This is a genomic window from Pseudonocardia sp. OZ21 (genome assembly GCF_059359135.1).
Genome location: NZ_JCADBN010000002.1, coordinates 559,335 through 574,688 on the forward strand (window position 1 = coordinate 559,335; position 15,354 = coordinate 574,688).

The 15,354-nt window shown below is 70.9% G+C and carries 16 protein-coding genes; 15 read left to right on the top strand and 1 reads right to left on the bottom strand.

Annotation, left to right across the window (positions count from 1 at the left end; translation table 11 throughout):
- Positions 1 to 12: 12 nt before the first annotated feature.
- The 15 genes from AC5L35_RS06260 to AC5L35_RS06330 all read left to right on the top strand — a co-directional run bounded on the left by AC5L35_RS06260 (position 13) and on the right by AC5L35_RS06330 (position 13,857).
- Positions 13 to 1,026, top strand: coding sequence for an ABC transporter ATP-binding protein (locus AC5L35_RS06260; protein ID WP_495058581.1), 1,014 nt, complete (start codon positions 13 to 15; stop codon positions 1,024 to 1,026).
- Positions 1,016 to 2,035, top strand: coding sequence for an ABC transporter ATP-binding protein (locus AC5L35_RS06265; protein WP_495058582.1), 1,020 nt, complete (start codon positions 1,016 to 1,018; stop codon positions 2,033 to 2,035). Before AC5L35_RS06260 ends, AC5L35_RS06265 begins: the two co-directional genes overlap by 11 nt.
- The gene (locus AC5L35_RS06270) at positions 2,032 to 2,991 is read left to right on the top strand and encodes an ABC transporter permease (RefSeq protein WP_495058583.1); all 960 of its coding nucleotides are present in this window, start codon (positions 2,032 to 2,034) and stop codon (positions 2,989 to 2,991) included. Before AC5L35_RS06265 ends, AC5L35_RS06270 begins: the two co-directional genes overlap by 4 nt.
- Positions 2,988 to 3,953 carry an ABC transporter permease gene (locus AC5L35_RS06275; RefSeq protein WP_495058584.1) on the top strand — a complete coding sequence of 322 codons (966 nt, stop codon included), beginning with the start codon at positions 2,988 to 2,990 and terminating at the stop codon, positions 3,951 to 3,953. The genes AC5L35_RS06270 and AC5L35_RS06275 overlap by 4 nt, the downstream gene beginning before the upstream one ends.
- Before the next feature lie 34 nt (positions 3,954 to 3,987).
- A complete protein-coding gene (locus AC5L35_RS06280) occupies positions 3,988 to 4,920 on the top strand; it encodes an SDR family NAD(P)-dependent oxidoreductase (RefSeq protein WP_495058585.1) in 933 nt (310 codons plus the stop codon).
- A complete protein-coding gene (locus AC5L35_RS06285; RefSeq protein WP_495058586.1) occupies positions 4,917 to 6,497 on the top strand; it encodes an ABC transporter substrate-binding protein in 1,581 nt (526 codons plus the stop codon). The genes AC5L35_RS06280 and AC5L35_RS06285 overlap by 4 nt, the downstream gene beginning before the upstream one ends.
- 885 nt (positions 6,498 to 7,382) lie before the next feature.
- The gene (locus tag AC5L35_RS06290; RefSeq protein WP_495058587.1) at positions 7,383 to 7,847 is read left to right on the top strand and encodes an MSMEG_3727 family PQQ-associated protein; all 465 of its coding nucleotides are present in this window, start codon (positions 7,383 to 7,385) and stop codon (positions 7,845 to 7,847) included.
- 15 nt (positions 7,848 to 7,862) lie between these two features.
- Positions 7,863 to 9,554: a pyrroloquinoline quinone-dependent dehydrogenase gene (locus AC5L35_RS06295; RefSeq protein WP_495058588.1), complete on the top strand. Its 1,692-nt coding sequence runs from the start codon at positions 7,863 to 7,865 to the stop codon at positions 9,552 to 9,554.
- A 58-nt stretch (positions 9,555 to 9,612) separates the two neighbouring features.
- Positions 9,613 to 9,714 (top strand): pyrroloquinoline quinone precursor peptide PqqA, encoded by a 102-nt coding sequence (gene pqqA / locus AC5L35_RS06300; protein ID WP_495058589.1) that lies wholly within the window; start codon positions 9,613 to 9,615, stop codon positions 9,712 to 9,714.
- A 107-nt stretch (positions 9,715 to 9,821) separates the two neighbouring features.
- The gene (gene pqqB / locus AC5L35_RS06305; RefSeq protein ID WP_495058590.1) at positions 9,822 to 10,712 is read left to right on the top strand and encodes a pyrroloquinoline quinone biosynthesis protein PqqB; all 891 of its coding nucleotides are present in this window, start codon (positions 9,822 to 9,824) and stop codon (positions 10,710 to 10,712) included.
- A 5-nt stretch (positions 10,713 to 10,717) separates the two neighbouring features.
- Positions 10,718 to 11,461 (top strand): pyrroloquinoline-quinone synthase PqqC, encoded by a 744-nt coding sequence (gene pqqC, locus AC5L35_RS06310; RefSeq protein WP_495058591.1) that lies wholly within the window; start codon positions 10,718 to 10,720, stop codon positions 11,459 to 11,461.
- A complete protein-coding gene (gene pqqD / locus AC5L35_RS06315) occupies positions 11,451 to 11,780 on the top strand; it encodes a pyrroloquinoline quinone biosynthesis peptide chaperone PqqD (protein WP_495058592.1) in 330 nt (109 codons plus the stop codon). The genes pqqC and pqqD overlap by 11 nt, the downstream gene beginning before the upstream one ends.
- The gene (gene pqqE / locus AC5L35_RS06320) at positions 11,773 to 12,855 is read left to right on the top strand and encodes a pyrroloquinoline quinone biosynthesis protein PqqE (protein WP_495058593.1); all 1,083 of its coding nucleotides are present in this window, start codon (positions 11,773 to 11,775) and stop codon (positions 12,853 to 12,855) included. The genes pqqD and pqqE overlap by 8 nt, the downstream gene beginning before the upstream one ends.
- A 9-nt stretch (positions 12,856 to 12,864) precedes the next feature.
- Complete coding sequence (gene rd, locus AC5L35_RS06325; RefSeq protein ID WP_495058594.1) at positions 12,865 to 13,092, top strand: rubredoxin; 228 nt, start codon at positions 12,865 to 12,867, stop codon at positions 13,090 to 13,092.
- Between the two features lie 3 nt (positions 13,093 to 13,095).
- Positions 13,096 to 13,857, top strand: coding sequence for a ribonucleotide-diphosphate reductase subunit beta (locus AC5L35_RS06330; protein WP_495058595.1), 762 nt, complete (start codon positions 13,096 to 13,098; stop codon positions 13,855 to 13,857).
- Positions 13,858 to 13,904: 47 nt separating this feature from the next.
- Here the strand turns inward: AC5L35_RS06330 and AC5L35_RS06335 are convergent, their stop codons facing one another.
- Positions 13,905 to 15,305 carry a DNA-binding protein gene (locus AC5L35_RS06335; RefSeq protein ID WP_495058596.1) on the bottom strand — a complete coding sequence of 467 codons (1,401 nt, stop codon included), beginning with the start codon at positions 15,303 to 15,305 and terminating at the stop codon, positions 13,905 to 13,907.
- Positions 15,306 to 15,354 lie beyond the last annotated feature (49 nt).

A 15,354-nucleotide genomic window follows, 5' to 3' on the forward strand; every position in this document is an offset into this window, starting at 1 on the left:
AGGAGCCCGACGATGACGTCACCTCCGCTGCTGGACGTGCGCGACCTACACGTGCGGTTCGACCACCCGGCCGGGTCGATCGTCGAGGCGGTCGCCGGGGTGAGCTTCGACGTCGGCGCCGGCGAGACCGTCGCCGTGGTCGGCGAGTCCGGCTCCGGCAAGAGCGTGGCCTCGCTCGCCGTGCTGGGCCTGCTCGGGCCGGGCCGCGTGGCCGGTGGCTCGATCGGCTGGCGCGGCGAGGAGCTCGTCGGCGCCACGCCCGAGCGGATGCGCAGCCTGCGCGGCGCCGAGATCGCGATGGTGTTCCAGAACCCCATGAGCTCGCTCGACCCGCTCTTCACGGTCGGCGACCAGATCGCGGAGGCGCTGCGCGCCCACGGGACGCTGCCGCGCGCGCAGGCTCGGCGCCGGGCCGTCGAACTGCTGCGCGACGTCGGCATCCCCGACCCGCACCGCAGGGTGCGCAGCTACCCGCACGAGCTGTCGGGCGGCCAGCAGCAGCGGGTGGTCATCGCGATCGCGCTGGCGTGCTCGCCCGCCCTGCTCATCGCCGACGAACCCACCACCGCGCTCGACGTCACCGTGGAGTCGCAGATGCTGCGGTTGATGCGCGACCTGCAGCGCGACCGCGGCACCGCGCTGCTGTTCATCACCCACGACATGGGCGTGGTCGCGGAGATGGCCGACCGCGTCGTCGTCATGTACGCGGGGAAGGTGATGGAGCAGGGCCCGGTCGAGGAGGTCCTGCGCGCGCCCCGCAACCCGTACACGCGGGCGCTGCTCGACTCGATCCCGACCCGCGCCGTCCCGCGGGACCAGCCGATGCCGGCGATCGCGGGCGCCGTGCCGCACCCGCTGGAGATGCCGGACGGCTGCCGCTTCCACCCGCGCTGCCCCACGGTCACGCCCCGCTGCTCCGCGACCGAGCCCGAACTGGTCGACCTCGGCCCGGGGCGCGCCAGCCGCTGCTGGCTGCACGCGGAGCCGGCCGCCGCCGTCGCGGTGGAGGTGTCCGGTGCCCGCTGACTCCCTCACCGACGATGCGGCGCCGCTGCTGCGGGCCGAGGGTCTGGTCAAGCATTTCCGCGTCCGGGGCGGGCTGCCCGGCCGCCGCGGTGTCGTGCAGGCGGTGCAGGACGTCTCCTTCGCGATCCCGCGCGGGCGGACGCTCGGCCTGGTGGGAGAGTCCGGGTCGGGCAAGTCCACCGTGGCGCGGCTGCTCCTGCGGCTGCTCGAACCCACCGCCGGCCAGGTGACGTTCGACGGGACGGACCTGCTGCGCGCGTCCCGGCGCGACCTGCGGGCGCTGCGCAGGCGGATGCAGATCGTGTTCCAGGACCCGTTCGGGTCGCTCAACCCGCGGATGACCGTGCTGCAGGCGGTGGGCGAGCCGCTGGCGGTGCACCGGCTCGCCACGGGCGCGGCGCTGCGTGACCGCGTGGTGGAGCTGCTGGAACGTGTCGGGCTGGACGCCCGCGACCTCGCGAAACACCCGCACCAGTTCTCCGGCGGCCAGGCGCAGCGAATCGGGATCGCCAGGGCGCTCGCCACCGACCCCGACCTCATCGTCTGCGACGAGGCCGTGTCCGCGCTCGACGTCTCGGTGCAGGCGCAGGTGCTGAACCTGCTCAAGCGGTTGCAGCGCGAGCTCGGGCTGTCCTACCTGTTCATCGCCCACGACCTGAACGTCGTGCGGTACATGGCCGACGAGCTGTGCGTGATGTACCTCGGCCAGATCGTCGAGCGCGGTGACGGCGACGCGGTCTTCGACGACCCGCGCCATCCATACACCCGGATGCTGGTGGACGCGATCCCCGACCCGGACCCGCTCGTGGCGCGGGCGGCACAGCGGGGCGTGGCGCAGGGCGAACCGGCGAGCCCCAGCAACCCGCCGCCCGGGTGCCGGTTCCACCCCCGCTGCCCGCTCGCCGTGGAGCGCTGCCGGACCGAGGAACCCCCGGCGCGCCGGCTCGGCGCCGGCCGGGTCGCGGCCTGCCACCTCGCGGAGGCTCCGCGGGAGGTGACGCTCGCATGATCGGCTACACGCTGCGGCGGCTGGGCTACGGCGCCGTCGTCATGGTGCTCGTCACCGTCTTCACGTTCGTCGTGATGCGGCTCGTGCCGGGCGACGCCGTGAGCCTGCAGCTCCAGGAGACGGGCGCCAGCGCCGAGGAGGTGGCGGCGTTGCGGGCGGAGTTCGGGATCGACCAGTCGGTCTGGGTGCAGCTGGGCCATTGGTTCGCCGGAGCCGTGCGCGGCGACCTCGGCACCTCGTTCTACGGCGGCGAGCCGGTGGTCGACCTGTTCCTGAACAGGGTCCCGGTGACCGTCGGGCTGGGACTGCTCGCGATGCTGGTGGGCACCCTGATCGGGATCGGGCTGGGCATCGTCGCCGCGGTCACCCGCGGGACGGCCACCGACGGCGCGGTGCGGATCTTCGCCGTCGCGTTCCTGTCGGTGCCCAACTTCGTCGTCGCGCTGCTGCTGCTCACCGCGCTCGCGATCTGGTTCGCCTGGTCGCCGCCCATCGTCTACGCCGGGCCCGGGGAGGACCTCGGCGGCTGGCTGCAGCAGATCGCCATCCCGGTGTTCGCCCTCGGCACGGGCGGGATGGCCGCGATGGCGCGCATGACCCGCTCGTCGATGCTCGAGTCGCTCGGGTCGGACTACATCCGCACCGTGCGGGCCAAGGGGGTCCGCGAGCGGACTGTGGTGCTCAAGCACGCGCTGCGCAACTCCACGATCGCCGTGCTCACCCTGCTCGGTCTGGAGCTGGCGACGATCCTCGGGGGCACGGTGATCATCGAGAAGATGTTCTCGATCCCCGGCACGGGGCAGCTCGTCTACACCGCGGTGCTCGACCGCGACTACCCGGTGGTCGTCGCCTGCACGATCTTCTACGCGGCCCTCTTCGTGGTGACCATCATCGTGATCGACCTCCTCTACGCGCTCGTCGATCCGCGGATCCGGACCGGGAGGGCGTTCTCATGAGGCTCGCCGGACTGCGCGAGTTCGCCAGGGCCCAGCCGCTCGGCGCCGTCGCGCTCGTCCTCATCACCGTGTTCGTGCTGGTGGCGCTGCTGGCGCCGTGGATAGCACCGCACGACCCGCTGGAGCAGTTCCGCCGCGACATGCTCGAACCCCCATCCGCGGCGTACCTGCTCGGCACCGACGACCTGGGCCGTGACGTCCTGAGCCGCGCGATCCACGGAGCGCGCACGTCGCTGCTCGTCGCGGTGGCGACCACCGGGATCAGCCTCGTGCTCGGCACCGTGCTCGGCGTCGTGTCCGGCTACGTCGGCCGCGCGGTGGACGTCGTGCTGCAGCGGCTCATGGACACCGTCCAGGCCGTGCCCGGCATCGTGCTGCTGCTGTTCATCGCCGTGGTGCTGGGCCCGTCGGTGCGCAACACGATCATCGCGCTCACCGTCGTGATCACGCCGTCGTTCAACCGGATCGCGCGCGCCGAGACGTTGCGGGTGCGGCAGGAGCGGTACATCGAGTCGGCCAGGGCAACCGGGGCGGGAACCGTGCGCATCCTGGGTCGGCACGTGCTGCCCAACATGTTCGCCCAGGTCCTCACGCTGGCGAGCCTGATCTTCGCCGGGGTGATCATCGCGGAGTCGGCGCTGAGCTTCCTCGGGATCGGCGCGCCGCCCCCGACCCCGTCGTGGGGAGGGATGCTCTCCGAAGGCGTCCGCTACATCGAGCGCGCCCCGTGGATCATCGTGGTCCCCGCCGTGCTGCTCTCGCTGGGCGTGTTCAGCTTCAACCTCCTCGGCGACGCGCTGCGCGACCACCTCGACCCCCGGCTCGCCCGGCCGGTGCCGCGCGCGGCCGCCCACTGGTGGAGCGCGCGCCGCCCGCCCACCCGGCTCGCCCCCTCACTCGCCGCCGCGGTCGACCGCGACGGCGCCGACCGCGACGAGGGCGCGCGCCGGCCTTCCTCCTGACCGACGTCCGACACCGCACGAGACGGGAGCACACGTGGAGATCTCGCTGGAGGGCAAGGTCGCCCTCGTCACCGGGGCAGGCCCCAACATCGGCAGCGGAATCGCATTGGCCCTCGCCCGCTACGGCGCGACGGTGGCCTGCAACGACATCGATCCCGGCGCGGCGAAGGCCTGCGTCGACCGGATCGAACGCAACGGCGGCCGGGCGATCGCGGTGCCGGGCGACGTCACCGACGAGCAGCAGGTGATCGGCTACGTGCGGCGGGTCGTCGAGGAGTTCGGGCAGATCGACATCCTGGTCAACAACGCCGCGCTGCTCGGCGGCAAGGGCGTGCTCGACGAGAGCGCGGAGTTCTTCTCCCGCGCCGTGCAGGTGGCGGCGATGGGCAACTTCCTCAACACCAAGTACGTCGGGCGGCACATGGCAGAGCGCGGCATCCGTGGCTCGATCGTCGCGATCTCCTCCTCGAACGGCTGGTCCGGGTCCGCCGGGGTGATCGCGTACGCCTTCCACAAGGGCGGGGTGAACAACTTCGTCCGGGCCGCGGCGATGGACCTCGCCCCCTACGGGATCCGGGTGAACAGCTACACCCCGACCGCTCCGACGCCGGACAACCCGGCGCTCATCGCCGAGCGCGGTGCGGGTGGCGTGCTCGACCGGCCTCGCCGCAACGGCATCGGCGGCGGCACGGGCGACGAGGAGTGGCGACGGCCGTCGCGGTGGACGGGTGAGCGACCGCCGATGGTGCCGATGGGCAGCACCGGCACCCCCACCGACATCGGCCACTGCGTGGCGTGGCTCTGCTCGGACTACGCGCGGCTCATCACCGGCAGCGACTTCGTGGTCGACGGCGGCGCGCGGGCCAAGAACTTCGCCTACCACCCCGGTCCCGCCGCCGACCTCGCCGGGCCGGCGCCACTGATCCCGCTCGACGCGACCGGCGAGCTGGATCGGGAGCAGGCGTGAGGCGCAGGAGCCTGCTCGCCGCCGCGCTGGCGGCGGCGCTCGTGCTGGCCGGGTGCGGTGGCGGCGGGGGCGGCGGGACGGCGCGGCCCGCCGGGGACCCCCGGCCGGGCGGCACGCTCGTGATGCAGCTTCCTGCCGAGATCACCAACGGCCTCAACCCGCTGGTGAGCAGCGACCCCACGCTGATGGGGATCGTCTCCGGCACCGTGTACGGCAAGCTCGTGGAAGTCGCGACCGGTCCCGACATGCAGGGCCTGGAGATCGTGCCCGACCTGGCCGAGTCGTGGGAGATCTCGCCGGACGGGCTGACCTACACGTTCCACCTGCGCGACGACGTGCGCTGGCAGAACATCCCGCCGGTGAGCGGGCGCCCGTTCACCTCCGACGACGTGGTGGCGACCTTCCAGGCGCTCAAGCAGGCCACCCAGGTGCACCAGTGGATGATCGCGCCGGTCACCGACATCAGCGCGCCGGACGCCCACACGGTGGTGTTCACCCTCGGCCAGACCTACGCGCCGCTGCTGGAATACCTCGCCTACCACTTCAACATGATCCTTCCGCGGGAAGGCCTCGACGGGCGGTTCGACCTGGCCACCCAGGCGATCGGCACCGGTCCGTTCATCGTCGAGTCCCACACCCCGGACGTCGAGTGGGTCCTGCGGCGCAACCCCGACTACCACGTCCCCGGCCGGCCCTACCTCGACGAGATCCGCCGCCCGATCCTCACCGACACGGCGGCGGTCACCGCGGCGCTGCGCAGCGGCCGCCTCGACATCGGCACGACCAGCGACGTCAACGTGGCCGACGAGCTACGGGCGCGCGACTTCAGCGTCATCGAGGCGCCCGGTGCGCCGATCAGCTTCTACCTCAACCCGGGCGTCGAACCGTTCGACGACCTCCGCGTCCGGCGGGCCGTGGCGACCGCGATCGACTGGGACGGGATGGGCGAGAGCATCAGGGGGCACTACAACCTGACCTCCCTGCTGCGTCCGGATACGAGCACGGCCGCGCTGACGCCGGACGAGGTGCGCGGGCTGCGCCCGTTCGACCCGGAGGGCGCCCGCAGGCTGCTCACCGAAGCCGGGCTGCCGAACGGGTTCGACACCACGCTCATGGTGCAGCGGGTCGACGACGAGGACGTGCGCGAGGCCCAGTGGATGCAGGCCGACCTCGCCGACGTCGGGATCCGCGCCGAGATCGAGATCGTCGACCCCGGCACCGGGATCGCCCGTCGCCGCTCCCACGACTTCGCCATGGCCAAGGCCCTGCGCGGGGTGCACCTGCCCGACCAGGTGTGGCGCGACTTCGCGCCGGACTCGATCGAGAACTACGCGCTCGTCGCCGACCCCACGGTCGACGAGATGGTCGCCCGTACCCGCACCGAGCTGGACCCCGCGGCCCGCGACGAGCTCTACCGGCAGCTGCAGAGACGGATGGAGACCGAGGTCGTGCAGGCGCTCTATCCGATCCAGAAGTTCGACTACGCGCTCACGAACGCCCGGGTGCAGGACCTGTGGCCGAGCCCGATCTACCAGGGCAGGCGGCTGGCCGACGTCTGGCTGAGCGAGGACCCGTAACACGGCCCGGAGCGTCGTCTCCCACGGAATGAGGAAGCCGCCACCACCGACCTCCTCACCGGCGGTCGCCAGCACCTGCGTGCTGACGCCGCCCTCGCCGCCGCCGACGAACTCGTCGTCGTCCTGCCGTTCGGACACTCCCCCGCCGTGTCCCGGCGCATCCTGGAGACCGTCGCCGAGACCGTTCTCCCCGGATTGTCCGAGGATCGGTGATCGGCGGTCGGCATTGCCGGCCTTCCTTACCGGATCGGCGCCTCCACGCCTTACCCGAACGGGCCCGATCCACTGGTCAGGTTGCGGAACGCGGGTCGCGCCCGATCGACCGCCAACGGAGCGGAACCTCCTACGAACGGTAGCTCCTCGCCAACGAACGGAGGAGGGCGCACAACTCGGCGGCCACCCTTGCCGAGCTAATCCTCCAGACTGTACGGTCCTTGTTGTCTCGCATTTACGCAAAGAGTGAGCCGCCGAGCACGTTCAATTGTGGGGCGGCCCTCCGGAGGCCGGAGGCCCGACCAGCGGGCGCACTGGATCGGCAATAGAGCCACGTACGCGATACCACACTGACACAACGGAGTTGCAGTGGGAGTACCTCTCGGACGCCGTCACCTCGTCAATTGTGAACGACGCGAACTACCCGGACTACGCGAAGAGCGACGGTAGCCGTCACAGCTCGATCGCATCCCACCCGATCCGCCGGCCCGGGCCCCTCGATCCGCGCCACCACGATCGATGACGAGGCCCCGCCGCCGCCGGAGTGGATCGGGTCGGCCTGAGCGAACAGTCAACTGCCCGGCCACCTGACCAAGCAGTATCAACAGGCCGTCACGCGTTCTGCGAGATCGTTCGTATCGGTGTTCACGAGCCGACCGAGAAGGGTGCTCAATGACGACTACTTCGAATAACCGATCAGACCAGTTGGACGAGGCCGACCTGGCCATCCAGAACAGGCTCGCCCTAGGCCGCCAACTGGGGACGGGGAACATCGGACACGCCGAGGAGGACTCCGACGGCCGAATGCGCGCCACGATCCGGATTCCCGAGGACGAGCTGGTCTGGGACCCCGCGATCATCATCCTGCCCCACGGCGGCGAGCTCGAGCTCACCCTCATCAACGACGACAAGAACACCCATTGCGCGGTGCTGCCCACCATCGGGGACCACCTGATCATCTGGCTGGTCAACCATTCCAAGGGCACCGCCACGCTCAACCTGCCGGGCCCGGGCACCTACTGGTACGGCTCCACGACCGGTAACGACGAAGGCCGCGGCCTGACCGGGGCGATCGTCATCGGCGGGGAAGTGCCGGCCGAGGCCAAGCTCGACCGCCCCGCCCAGCCGCGCCCGTAGCAGAAAGGAGCAGTGATGACCGACTACGTCGACGCAGGTCAAGCCGTACGCCTCACCTCACTCAGCGCCGTGAAGGGAAGTGCGCCGCAGGTAACCGAGAACGTCAACTACGAGCGCATTCTCGACGCGAGCTCGGAGCCACATAACTGGCTCACCTACTACGGCACCTATGACGGCCAGCGCTACAGCACCCTGGACCAGATCAACAAGGAGAACGTCCGGCGCCTGACGCCCGCGTGGGTGTTCCAGGCCGGCGCGACCGGCATGCACTCCGGCGCGTCGACCTACTCGTTCGAGGCGTCCCCGCTCGTCGTGGACGGGGTCATGTACGTCTCCGGCCCGGAGGGCAAGGTCTGGGCCATCGACGCGACGACCGGCGAAGAACTCTGGCGGTTCAAGTACCCCTCCCCGTACGACGTCTCGCTCTGCTGCGGGAACGTGAACCGCGGCGTGGCCGTGGGGCACGGGAAGGTGTACCTCTGCACCCTCAACGCCCACCTCATCGCGCTCGACGCGACGAACGGCGAGATCGTCTTCGATGTCGTGAACGGCGACGTGCGCGCCGGGGAGAGCGGTACCGTCGCGCCGCTGCTGGTGAAGGACATGGTCATCATCGGGAGCTCCGGCGGGGAGTTCGGGGTCCGCGGGCACCTGGACGCGTTCGACGCCCAGACCGGGGAGCGCCGCTGGCGCTGCTACATGATCCCCAAGCCCGGCGAGCCCGGGTCCGAGACCTGGCCGGCCGACGGCGAGGCGTGGCAGCGCGGCGGTGCGAACTGCTGGGTCACCCCCACCTACGACCCGGAGCAGGAACTCCTCTTCCAGGGGACGGGGAACCCGGCGCCCGACTTCGACGGCGGTGTCCGCGAGGGCGACAACCTCTACACCGACAGCGTCGTCGCGGTGGACGTGAACACCGGTCAGATCCGCTGGCACTACCAGTTCACCCCGCACGACCTGTGGGACTACGACTCCACGATGGAGAACCTCCTGTTCGACGCCCCCGACGGGCGCAAGCTGCTCGCGCACGCGGACAAGAACGGGTACTTCTTCGTCCTCGACCGGACCACCGGCGAGCTGGTCCGGGTGTTCCCCTTCGTGGACCGGATCACCTGGGGGGAGATCACCCCTGATGGGAAGGTCACCGCCAAGGTGTATCCGGACAAGGAGGGCGAGCCGGTGCACTTCTGGCCGGGGCCCGCCGGGGGCAAGGAATGGACGCACATGTCCTACAGCCCCCAGACCGGACTGATCTACGTGCCGGTCCAGGAGGTCGGGGCGACGGCCACCCGGCGGCGGCGCGAGTTCAAGGAGAGCATCCCGTACTGGGGCGCGGGCGTGGCCGTGGACCTCGAGGACTTCTACGGGTACGTGGCCGCCATCGACCCGCTGACCGGCGAGGAGAAGTGGCGCTGGCGCAACGAGTACCCGATGTGCGCCTCGACGCTGGCCACGGCGGGCGGGCTGGTGTTCCAGGGCACGCCGACGGGTGATTTCGTCGCCCTGGACGCCGAGACCGGCGAGAAGCTGTGGTCGTTCCAGTGCGGGAGCGGGCACCACAGCAGCCCCACCCCGTACAGCGTGGACGGCCGCCAGTACATCGCGGTGCCCACCGGCTGGGGTGGCTGGGTCGAGGGCTTCTTCCCCGGGTTCCTCGGCGCCAACGCGGGCGACGCGCTGTTCGTCTTCGCCCTGCCCGAGGACTGACGCGCCCCACGCAATACCGCGCACACGCGGCGAAGCAACGGAGAAAGGAGGTGACGGCATGGAGTCCACCATCACCCAGCTCGAGTGGGAGGCACCCGAGTTCGAAGAGATCGGGTGTGCCCCGGAGGTGACCATGTACATCGCCCGCACGGAGGCCTGAGCCGACGCACGGGTACGAGGACGGGGAGGGGCACCGGACAGGTCCGGCGCCCCTCCTTCCGTTCGGACTCACGACACGCGCCACGGCGCGGGAGAAGAGGACTCGGGATGTGGCTGCGGGTGCTGGGATCGGCGGCCGGAGGCGGGTACCCACAGTGGAACTGCCGCTGCCCGACGTGCCGCGCGGTCCGTGACGGGTCCCGGCCCGCCCGGGCGCGTACCCAGTCGTCGATCGCGGCGAGCCCGGACGGACAGCGCTGGTTCCTGTTCAACGCCTCCCCCGACATCCGAACCCAGTTCGAGGCGTTCCCCGGCATGCATCCCGGCGACGGGAGGGTCACGCCGCTTCAGGCGGTGCTGCTCACCGACGCCGAGATCGACCACACCCTGGGCCTGCTGCTGCTGCGCGAAGGGCGCGGCATCCAGCTGCACGCGACGGCCGCGACGCACGCGACGCTGCGCGAGGGCACCGGGTTCCTGAACACGCTGGAACGCTTCTGCCCCGTCGACTGGCGACCGGTCCTCCCGGGGCGGGAGGTGTCGCTCGGCGGGATCTCCTACCGGGCGTTCGACGTCCCCACGGCCAAGCACGACCGGTTCGGCAGCGGGACCGACACCGGACGGGTGGTGGGCTACCGCCTGACCGACGAGAGCACCGGACGTGTGGCGGTGTACCTGCCGGGTGTGCAGGAGCTGACGCCGGCCGTGCGCGACGAGCTCGACGGGATCGACTGCCTGTTCGTCGACGGCACCACCTGGCACGACGACGAGCTGATCCGGCTCGGGCTGGCGGAGAAGACCGCCCGCGACATGGGGCACCTCGCGATCGGCGGGCCCGGGGGGAGCCTCGAGCTGCTGTCCCCGCTGCCGATCGAACGCAAGATCTACATCCACATCAACAACACCAATCCGATCCTGTTGGAAGACGCTCCGGAGCGTCGCCTGGTCACCGATGGCGGCATGGACGTGGCGCACGACGGGCTCGAGGTGGAGGTCTAGGCGCGATGACCACGACGGCAACACCGATCAGCAACGGGGCGGCGGCGAACGGACGGGCCGGGAGGACGGACCCGGGGACCACCGCGCTCCTGGAGCGCCTGCGCTCGCACTCGAAGAGCTACCACAGCGCCCACCCCTTCCATCTGCGGATGAACGAGGGAACGCTCTCCCCCGCCCAGATCCGCGGCTGGGTGGCGAACCGCTTCTACTACCAGGAGAACATCCCCCGCAAGGACGGGGCGATCCTGTCCAACTGCCCCGACGTTGACGTTCGCCGGCGCTGGATCCGCCGGATCGTCGACCATGACGGGGTCGTCGCCGGGGAGGGCGGCATCGAGGCCTGGCTGCGCCTCGGCGAGGCATGCGGGCTGACCCGCGAGGAGATCCTCGACCACCGCCATCTCGTGCCCGGCGTGCGGTTCGCCGTCGACGCCTACGTGACGTTCGCCCGCACGAAGCCGTGGGTGGACGCGGTCGCGTCGTCGCTGACCGAGCTGTTCGCGCCGGACCTGATGGCCGAGCGGCTGGCCGCGTTCGAGCGCTGCTACACCTGGATCGACCCGGACGGGCTGGCCTACTTCCGGGCCCGGCTCGAGCAGGCGCCGCGCGACTCCGAGCACGCCCTCGAGGTCGTCACCGCGCACTGCCTGACCCCCGACGGGCAGGACCGCGCCGTGGACGCGCTGTCATTCAAGTGCGACGTGCTCTGGTCCATGATGGACGCAATCGACCAGGCCTATGTCGAGTGACTCCGCGGCCGTCCCGTCCGTCCCGTCCGCTCCGTCCGTACCGTCGGACACGGCCCGTCCGCGGCTCGGGCCGCACCTGCGGCTGCGCTTCGACCGTTCCCGCGGCAAGCACGTCCTGCTCGGACCGGAGTCGGTGATCGTCCTCAACGGAACCGGCGCGGACGTCGTCGGATTGTGCGACGGGTCCCGGACCGTCGCCGGGATCGTGGACGAGCTGCGTGACCGCTACCAGCGCCCAGTGGACGACGAGGTGCGGGACTTCCTGGCCCGCATGGCCGCTCGCCGCCACGTCACCGTCGAGGAGGCGACCGATGGATAAGCCCTTCGGGCTCCTGGCCGAGCTCACCTACCGCTGCCCGCTGGCCTGCGCCTACTGCTCCAACCCGCTCGAGCTCGCCGCCTACGACGACGAGCTGTCCACAGCGGACTGGCAGCGCGTGTTCACCGAGGCGGCAGAGATGGGCGTGCTGCAGTGCCACCTCTCCGGCGGCGAGCCGTTGCTGCGCCGCGACCTGGTCGACCTGGTGCGCACGGCCGCCGAGCTGGGCATGTACACGAACCTGGTGACCAGCGCGATCGGGTTCTCCCGGCCGCGGGCCGAGGCGCTGAAGGAGGCGGGGCTCGACCACGTGCAGGTCAGCGTGCAGGCCGACGAGCCGACGACGTCGGACCGGATCGCCGGCATCCCGTCGTTCGAGCGCAAGCTCAAGGCCGCCGCCGTGGTGAAGGACCTCGGCTGGCCGCTGACGGTCAACGTCGTGCTGCACCGGCAGAACATCGACCGGATCGCCGATATCGTGGCGCTGGTCGAGGAGCTGGATGCCGACCGCGTCGAGCTGGCCAACACCCAGTACTACGGGTGGGCCTTCCGGAACCGGGCCGCGCTGCTCCCCAGCCGTGACCAGCTCGCCGGCGCCGAGGAGGTCGTGCGCGCCGCCCGGGCCCGTCTGGGCGGCCGGATGGAGATCGTGCACGTCCTGCCGGACTACTACAGCGAGTATCCGAAGCCGTGCATGGGCGGCTGGGCGTCACGCCAGCTCACCGTGGCGCCGAACGGCGACGCGCTGCCCTGCCCGGCCGCGCAGACGCTCCCCCTGCCCCGGGCCAGCGTCCGCGAGGACTCCCTGGCGACGATCTGGGACGAGTCGCCGATGTTCACCGCGTTCCGCGGCACCGGCTGGATGCAGGACCCGTGCCGCACCTGCGAGCGCCGCGAGCTCGACTTCGGCGGGTGCCGGTGCCAGGCGTTGCAGCTGACCGGCGACGCCACCCGGACCGACCCGGTCTGCTACCTCTCCCCCGACCACGGGCTCGTGACCGAGGCGGTGGAGAAGGCCAACGCGGAGTCGCGCCCGGTGGACGAGCTGCTGGTCGCCCGACCGCACCGGGGCTGAGCGGCCGGTATGAGTGTCAGCAGACAGACACAGGCCAAGCCGGTGACCACGCGATGGGTCTGCATCCCCTGTGGCTTCATCTACGATCCCGAGGAAGGTGACCCGGACAGCGGCATCGACCCCGGCACGCCCTTCGAGGACATCCCCGACGACTGGATGTGCCCCATCTGCGGTGCCACGAAATCGGATTTCCGTGAGCTGGAGCCGGGAGAGTTCCCGGAGGACGGAGGACCTTGAGTCGTGATCACCGGATACGACCACTTCGTGACACTCGCCGAGTCGCTGCAGTGGGACGAGACGGACATCGACTACTCGGCCGACCGCGAGGCCTGGCCGCGGCTCACGGACGCCGAGAGCGCCAGGGTTCTCGGCCTGATCGCAGGCTTCGTCATCGCCGAGACAGCGGTGTCCGGGCAGCTCGGTTCCTACCAGGAGGCCGCGTCCGACAAGTCGATGGAGGCGGCCTTCCGCGCCCAGATCCGTGACGAGGCGCGCCACGCCCGCTTCTTCGACCTCGTCGCGGCCGAGGTCGCCGGCGTCCCGGGGGCCGATCCCGCGGCCCGGCGGCACGCCCTGCGCAGCCTCGTCAGTGTCGAGCTCGTCGATCTGTTCGAGGATCGCCTGCCGGCCACCGCCCGACGGCTCGCCGAGGACCACGAGTGCCTGTCCGCCGCGGTCGGGCTCTACCACATGGTGATCGAGGGCGTGGTCCTCCTGGCGGGACAGCACGCGATGCTCGAGGCGCTCGAGGGCCTGTCCGTCAAGCTGCCGGGCGTGCACAAGGGGAGCGAGCTGGTCCTCCGTGACGAGCGCTGGCACATCGGGTTCGGATCACGCATCGTCCAGCGCGCCGACATCGGCCCGGACGAGGCGGACATGCTGCTCGAGCAGGGGGAGACGGCCGCAAAGGTGTGGGGGGACCTCATCACACCCGCCGCGATCGAGTCCGCGGTGCGACAGCATCGGCGCCGGCTGAAGGCCGCCGGCATCAAGTTCTGGTGACCCGACCCCCGGCCTGTACGAGAGCCACGCACGGACATCCCGCGGCTTCAGAGCCCCAGTGCGTCACGGACGGCAGGCATGTTCCTCCGGGAGACCGGGACCATGTCGTTGGCCCGGCTGTCCATGACCAGGAACATCTCGCCTTTGCACCCGCGCTCGATCTCCCGCACCCGACTGAGGTTGACCACGTAGCGGCGATGCACCCGCAGGAACCCGGAGTCGGCCAGTTCGTTGGTGAGCTTGTCGAGGCCCGGGGACGCGGCGCGCAGTCGCTCCTGCTCGGTGAACAGCCACACGTCGTTTCCGTCCGACTCGGCGAAGCAGACCTCCGGTAGCCGCAGCAGCACCATCCGGTCCTCTCGCAGCGCGACGACCCGGCGCATCGGCGTCATGGACGGACGGGTGGGCGCCAGTGTGGGCAGTGGCGGCGCATCGCCGGAGGCGCCGAGCAACATCAGGTGCCCGGCCAGTTGCCCCGAGAAGAACACCGGCCGGACGGCGACCGGGACCGGCTCGTCGGTGAGATGAGTGAAGATCTGAGTCGAGCCGACCCAGTCGGGGTTCTGGGCGGCACGCCCACTCGCGTACTGCGCAACCCGGATCAGGTCCGGCAGGGAGGTGCGCCATCTGATGGTGGGCTCGACCGCGGGCACCTCGGCGGGCACGCCCATGAGCACGCTGGCCCGCTCATCGGCGATCACCACGTTCCCCGCGGTGTCCACCGCGGCCACGGCGGCGGCGGAGCGTCCTTTGACCTGGGCGAATTCGGCGATCAGTTCAGCGGCGCTGCCTCGAGCGCGCCCCTTCAGCGTGCTCTGCGTCTGGGTGACCGCATGGGAGAGCCACCTGCCGGTGGCGTCGGGCAACGGGGTGCGCCAGCAGGAGATGTTGAGCACCGCGATCGGCTCGCCGGTCACCACGTCGCGCACGGCCATGGCCGCGCACGCCCAGCCGTGGAACGCCTGACACCAGTGCTCCGCGCCCCTGATCAGAACCGGGCCGTGCGTCTCCAGCGCGGTACCCATGCCGTTCGTGCCTGCCCCGGCCTCCGACCAGCAGGACCAGGTGGCGAGATTGGCGTCGGCGGCTCTGGCCACCGTGGCCTGGTCACCCCAGGTGGCCAGGATCCGGCCGGTGGCGTCGGCGACGGTCACGATGCCGTTCATGCCTTCCACCTCGCGCGCCATGGCGCCCGCAAGCCCGCCCAACTCGGTCAGGACCACGTCGTGCTGGAGCGTGTGGTCGCTGTGTGCCGCCGCCAGCGGAGCTTCGGTCAGGTGTGGATCGACCCGATACTGCTCACGGCAGCGGTGCCAGGAGATCACCACCTCCGGCCGGACACCACGGACATGATCCTCGCCGTGCACGAACCGTTCCCAAGCCGCGAACACCGTGCCCCCGCCGCCAGGACTCGCCGACGTGGTGTCGAACCGGTGCACATCGCTCATGCTGAAGAACCGCCCTTGGTCCATCCTCACACCGAAGCCAGGCACCGCG

Bases quoted from the DNA above. Each gene is read 5' to 3' on its own strand.
- AC5L35_RS06335 (WP_495058596.1), bottom strand. From the start codon at position 15,305: ATGAGCGATGTGCACCGGTTCGACACCACGTCGGCGAGTCCTGGCGGC.
- AC5L35_RS06290 (WP_495058587.1), top strand. From the start codon at position 7,383: ATGACGACTACTTCGAATAACCGATCAGACCAGTTGGACGAGGCCGAC.
- AC5L35_RS06270 (WP_495058583.1), top strand. From the start codon at position 2,032: ATGATCGGCTACACGCTGCGGCGGCTGGGCTACGGCGCCGTCGTCATG.
- pqqD (WP_495058592.1), top strand. From the start codon at position 11,451: ATGTCGAGTGACTCCGCGGCCGTCCCGTCCGTCCCGTCCGCTCCGTCC.
- pqqE (WP_495058593.1), top strand. From the start codon at position 11,773: ATGGATAAGCCCTTCGGGCTCCTGGCCGAGCTCACCTACCGCTGCCCG.
- pqqB (WP_495058590.1), top strand. From the start codon at position 9,822: ATGTGGCTGCGGGTGCTGGGATCGGCGGCCGGAGGCGGGTACCCACAG.
- pqqA (WP_495058589.1), top strand. From the start codon at position 9,613: ATGGAGTCCACCATCACCCAGCTCGAGTGGGAGGCACCCGAGTTCGAA.
- AC5L35_RS06295 (WP_495058588.1), top strand. From the start codon at position 7,863: ATGACCGACTACGTCGACGCAGGTCAAGCCGTACGCCTCACCTCACTC.
- AC5L35_RS06275 (WP_495058584.1), top strand. From the start codon at position 2,988: ATGAGGCTCGCCGGACTGCGCGAGTTCGCCAGGGCCCAGCCGCTCGGC.
- AC5L35_RS06260 (WP_495058581.1), top strand. From the start codon at position 13: ATGACGTCACCTCCGCTGCTGGACGTGCGCGACCTACACGTGCGGTTC.
- rd (WP_495058594.1), top strand. From the start codon at position 12,865: ATGAGTGTCAGCAGACAGACACAGGCCAAGCCGGTGACCACGCGATGG.
- pqqC (WP_495058591.1), top strand. From the start codon at position 10,718: ATGACCACGACGGCAACACCGATCAGCAACGGGGCGGCGGCGAACGGA.